Annotated in this window: 4 protein-coding genes and 2 pseudogenes; 5 read left to right on the top strand and 1 reads right to left on the bottom strand. The window is 69.7% G+C overall.

All coding sequences use genetic code 11. From position 1 onward, the window contains the following. Nucleotides 1–127, bottom strand: a pseudogene (locus tag FV222_RS32040) (PucC family protein); the annotation flags it as partial. On the opposite strand from FV222_RS32040, the pseudogene FV222_RS18425 reads away from it, so the two are divergent. The 5 genes and pseudogenes from FV222_RS18425 to FV222_RS18405 all read left to right on the top strand — a co-directional run. Further along, nucleotides 113–385: pseudogene (locus FV222_RS18425) on the top strand (PucC family protein); the annotation flags it as partial. The pseudogenes FV222_RS32040 and FV222_RS18425 sit on opposite strands and share 15 nt — an antisense overlap. A gap of 73 nt (nt 386–458) precedes the next feature. Continuing rightward, complete coding sequence (locus FV222_RS18420) at nt 459–1,643, top strand: geranylgeranyl diphosphate reductase (RefSeq protein ID WP_147815350.1); 1,185 nt, start codon at nt 459–461, stop codon at nt 1,641–1,643. 11 nt (nt 1,644–1,654) lie between these two features. Beyond that, the gene (locus tag FV222_RS18415) at nt 1,655–2,122 is read left to right on the top strand and encodes a TspO/MBR family protein (RefSeq protein WP_147815349.1); all 468 of its coding nucleotides are present in this window, start codon (nt 1,655–1,657) and stop codon (nt 2,120–2,122) included. Then, nucleotides 2,122–2,478: a hypothetical protein gene (locus FV222_RS18410; protein WP_147815348.1), complete on the top strand. Its 357-nt coding sequence runs from the start codon at nt 2,122–2,124 to the stop codon at nt 2,476–2,478. Before FV222_RS18415 ends, FV222_RS18410 begins: the two co-directional genes overlap by 1 nt. Before the next feature lie 41 nt (nt 2,479–2,519). Then, nucleotides 2,520–4,097, top strand: coding sequence for a c-type cytochrome (locus tag FV222_RS18405; RefSeq protein ID WP_147815347.1), 1,578 nt, complete (start codon nt 2,520–2,522; stop codon nt 4,095–4,097). Nucleotides 4,098–4,331: the final 234 nt, after the last annotated feature.

Raw genomic sequence — 4,331 nt, 5'->3', positions numbered from 1 at the left:
CGCCCTGCGCCGCGCCCCAGACGCCCATGCGGGTGCCGCGCTCGGCCTCACCGCCGGCGCCCGCGAGCGCCATCATCGATCCGATCGCGGCGACCGCGAAGACGCCGTTGAACAGGCCGAGCGCGGCACCCGCATGGGCGTCTGGGGCGCGGCGCAGGGCGTGGCCTTCGGCGCGGGCGGCTTCCTCGGCACGGTCGCGGTGGACCTCGCGCGCCTCGTCACGCCTGAGGCGGTTCAGGCCTACGCCGCGGTCTTCCTCGCCGAGGCGCTGCTCTTCGTGCTCGCCACCGTGATCGCTTTGCGGATCGAGCATGCGGGCGCGACCCGCGTGCCGCGTGGGCAGCGCGAGCGAACGCTGAAGCTTCAGCTGGAACCCCGTTTCTAAGCCGATGTCGGACCTGACCTCTTCGGGCGCCGTCGCGCCGGATCCATCAGAAAAACGCGCCAGGGAGCACAGCATGTCCGAGGCCGCCGAATTCTTCGATTGCGTCGTGGTCGGCGGTGGCCCTGCGGGCGCCACCACCGCCACGGACCTCGCCCGGATGGGGCGCAGCGTGCTGCTCCTCGACAAGCCCGGGCGGATCAAGCCCTGCGGCGGCGCGATCCCGCCGCGCGCGATTCGCGACTTCGCGATCCCCGACGCGCAGATCGTCGCCCGTATCAAGCTCGCGCGGATGATCGCGCCTTCCGACACGGCCGTCGACATGCCGGTCGGCGACGGCTTCGTCGGGATGGTCGATCGCGAGCATTTCGATCCGTGGCTGCGCGACCGGGCCTCGCTCGCCGGCGCCGACTACCGCCCCGGCATCTACGAGCGCATCGTCCGCGACGCCGACGGGACCACGGTCCACTACCGCGTCGGCGACGCGGCGCACGCGGTCCGGACCAAGCTGGTGATCGGCGCCGACGGCGCCTCCTCGCCGGTGGGACGGGCCGAGATCCCGGGCCATGCCGGGATGAAACAGGTCTTCGCCTATCACGAGATCGTCCGCCCGCCCGCGGACGGCAGCGTGAGCTTCGCGGCCACGCGCTGCGACGTGTTCTACCAGGGCAAGCACTCGCCCGACTTCTACGCCTGGATCTTCCCGCACGGCGACACGATCAGCATCGGGACCGGCTCGGCCAAGAAGGGCTTCTCGCTCCGCACCGCGATCCGGAACCTGCGCGAGTCGACCGGGCTCGCGGCCGGCGAGACGGTCCGGCGCGAGGGCGCGCCGCTGCCGCTGAAGCCGCTCAAGAAGTGGGACAACGGGCGCGACGTGCTGCTGACCGGGGACGCCGCCGGCATCGTCGCGCCGGCCTCGGGCGAGGGCATCTACTACGCGATGCTCGGCGGACGTCTCGCGGCCGAGGCGGCCGAGGCTTTCCTCACCACGGGCGACGTCCGCGCCCTCACCCAGGCGCGCCGCCGCTTCATGAAGCTGCACGGGCGCGTGTTCCTGATCCTGCGGATCATGCAGGCCGTCTGGTATCGCAACGACGCCCTGAGGGAGCGCTTCGTCTCGATCTGCCGCGACAAGGACGTGCAGCAGCTCACCTGGGAAAGCTACATGAACAAGGAGCTGGTGCGGAAGAAGCCGATGGCCCACGTGAAGATCTTCTTCAAGGACATGGCGCACCTGTTCCGCTGGGTCTCGCCTTGAGCGAGGTCTGGATGCCGGCCACGGTCGCCACCCTGTCCGCGCTCGTGGTGGCGCTGGCTGGCGGCGTGCTGACCACCACCGGTCCCTGGTACCGCGCCCTGCGCAACCCGGCCTGGAAGCCGCCGGACTGGGCCTTCGGGCCGGTCTGGGCGACGATCTTCACCCTGTGCGTCGTCTCCGCCGTCATCGCCTGGAACGAGGCCGACGAGCCGCAGCGCGTCGCGTTGCTCGCGGCCTACACCGTCAACAGCGTCCTCAACATCGCGTGGAGCGCCCTGTTCTTCCGTGCGGAGCGGCCGGACTGGGCGTTCTTCGAGCTGGTCCTGCTCTGGCTTTCCGTGGTCGCCCTGATCGCCGTGACGCTGCCGGTCTCGGGGCTCGCGGCCTTGCTGCTCGCGCCCTATCTCGCCTGGGTGACGGTGGCTGGCGTCCTCAACCGCGCGATCGTCCGGCTCAACGGCCCGTTCGGAGCCGCATGATGGCGGCGTGGTTCGCGAGCGGACGGATCGTCGATGCGATCCTCGTCCTCGTGGCGATCGAAGCGATCGTGCTGCTCGCGCTGCGACATCGGACCGGCCGTGGGCCGGCTCCGGTTCCGCTTCTGTGCAACCTCGGTTCGGGTGCGGCGCTGATGCTCGCCGTGCGGGCGGCCCTGGTTCAGGCCCCGTGGCCGGTCGTCGCGGGCTGGATGCTCGCATCGCTGGCCGCACATCTCGGGGACCTCGTGCCGCGCCTGCGCAGTCGCGAGCACCTGACGCTTGGTCGCACCGCACAGGCCAGCGCGACAGGAACTTCCGTCTCGGCGGGTGCGTTCATCGCGCGACCGCCAAGCTGAATTATTATGCTTCTCAACTGCGGCATCGGAGATTGGGCATCATGCGTCGCATCCTCGCTGTGGCCGCAACCTCCGGTTTCCTGCTCGGTTCCGCCGTACCGATCGACGCCTTCGCCCAGCGCGCGGACCAGGACCTGGTCAAGCGCGGCGAGTACCTCGTCACCGCCGGCGATTGCGTCGCCTGCCACACGGGGCCGAGCGGCAAGCGATTGGCCGGCAACTACATTCTCAACACGCCGATCGGGAAGATCCGCACCCCCAACCTGACGCCGGACGACGAGACCGGCCTCGGCAAGTGGACGGAGGCGGACTTCGTGAAGGCGATGCACGAGGGCATCGACAACGAGGGGCACTACCTCTACCCGGCCTTCCCCTTTGCTTGGTACACGAAGGTCACGACCGACGACGTGAAAGCGATCTGGGCGTACCTGCGCTCGCTCGAGCCGGTGAAGGAGCCGCGCAAGGACAACGAGATCCCGTTCCCCTTCAACATCCGCACTGCGCTGATCACCTGGCGGACCGCCTTCTTCACGCCGGGCGAGTGGAAGCCCGACCCGAAGGCCACCGCCGAGGTCAACCGCGGCGGCTACCTCGTCGAGGGGCTCGGCCACTGCGGCATGTGTCACAACGAAAATAAGATCGTCGGCAACAGCAGCCTGGCCGGCAAGCTCGGCGGCGGCGTCATCGATGGCTGGTACGCCCCGAACATCACCCCCGACGACCACCAGGGCATCGGCTCCTGGAGCGAGGAGCAGGTGGTGACCTACCTCAAGACCGGCACGGCGCCGGGCAACCAGCCCGGCGTCGCGGCCGGCCCGATGCGCCAGACCATCGAGGAATCGCTCTCGAAGATGACCGACGCCGACCTGAAGGCGATGGTCGCGTACCTGCGGACCTACCAGGCCAAGCAGACGTACAAGTCCAAGGACCTCCAGGCCTTCGACACCAAGGGCGCACCCGGTGCCGGCGTCTACTTGAGCTACTGCTCGTCTTGCCACCAGCCCGACGGCAAGGGTGTCGAGGGCGCGATTCCGGCGCTCGCCGGCAACACCTCGGTCCAGTCGGCCGGCCCGGAGACGGTGCTGCGCGTGATCTACGGCGGGCTCGGCGCCCAGAGCGGCTACGCGCCGATGACGGCGATCGGCCAGGGCATGACCGACCAGCAGGTCGCCGACGTGACCGATTACATCCGCAACTCCTGGGGCAACAGTGCGCCCGTCCTGAAGTCCGGCGTGGCGGCCGACGCTCGCAAGGCGACGAGCACCATGCTCGCCGGCAACGCGCCCTGCGCCGAGATCGAACAGCCGGATGTGGCGAAGGCCGTGGCCGACGCCGACGCCATCGGGCAGTTGAAGGGCCTTAAGCAGGAGGACTTCATCCCGCGGATCGACGCGCTCTTGCCGAAGATCAAGTCCGCGCTCCCCGCCGGGCGGGACGACGACATCGTCAACGGCCTGACGACCGCGTTCTGCAAGGCCGCCAAGCCCGACACCGACGACGTGAAGCTGCCCTGGCACACGACGATCGGCAGCTTCAGCAACCTCGTCTACAGCCAGCTGAAGAATCCCGAGAAACAGGCCAGCACCATGCAGGCCCCGGCGATGCCGAAGCCGAACTGAGCGGCGGGCAACCGGTCGCGGACCGGGCCTCGAACCCACGCAGGGTTCGAGGCGTTGGCCGCCCGCGCCGACGAGGGGAGGTCCGAGGGGATTTCGACCCGTCGCCCGGACCCGCGATCCCGCCCGTTGGACGATAATGACCCACCAGAGCTGTGACGTCGCGGTGATCGGAGCCGGCACCGCGGGGCTCGCCGCGTTCCGAGCCGCCGAGGCGGCGGGCGCCCACGCCGTCCT

This window comes from Methylobacterium sp. WL103, assembly GCF_008039885.1.
Classification (GTDB): Bacteria; Pseudomonadota; Alphaproteobacteria; order Rhizobiales; family Beijerinckiaceae; genus Methylobacterium; species Methylobacterium cerastii.
Note: the sequence above shows the minus strand (reverse complement) of the source record. Positions and strands in the feature narration are given on the sequence as shown.

Coding starts and splice junctions, on each gene's coding strand:
- FV222_RS18420 (WP_147815350.1), top strand. CDS start 459: ATGTCCGAGGCCGCCGAATTCTTCGATTGCGTCGTGGTCGGCGGTGGC.
- FV222_RS18415 (WP_147815349.1), top strand. CDS start 1,655: ATGCCGGCCACGGTCGCCACCCTGTCCGCGCTCGTGGTGGCGCTGGCT.
- FV222_RS18410 (WP_147815348.1), top strand. CDS start 2,122: ATGGCGGCGTGGTTCGCGAGCGGACGGATCGTCGATGCGATCCTCGTC.
- FV222_RS18405 (WP_147815347.1), top strand. CDS start 2,520: ATGCGTCGCATCCTCGCTGTGGCCGCAACCTCCGGTTTCCTGCTCGGT.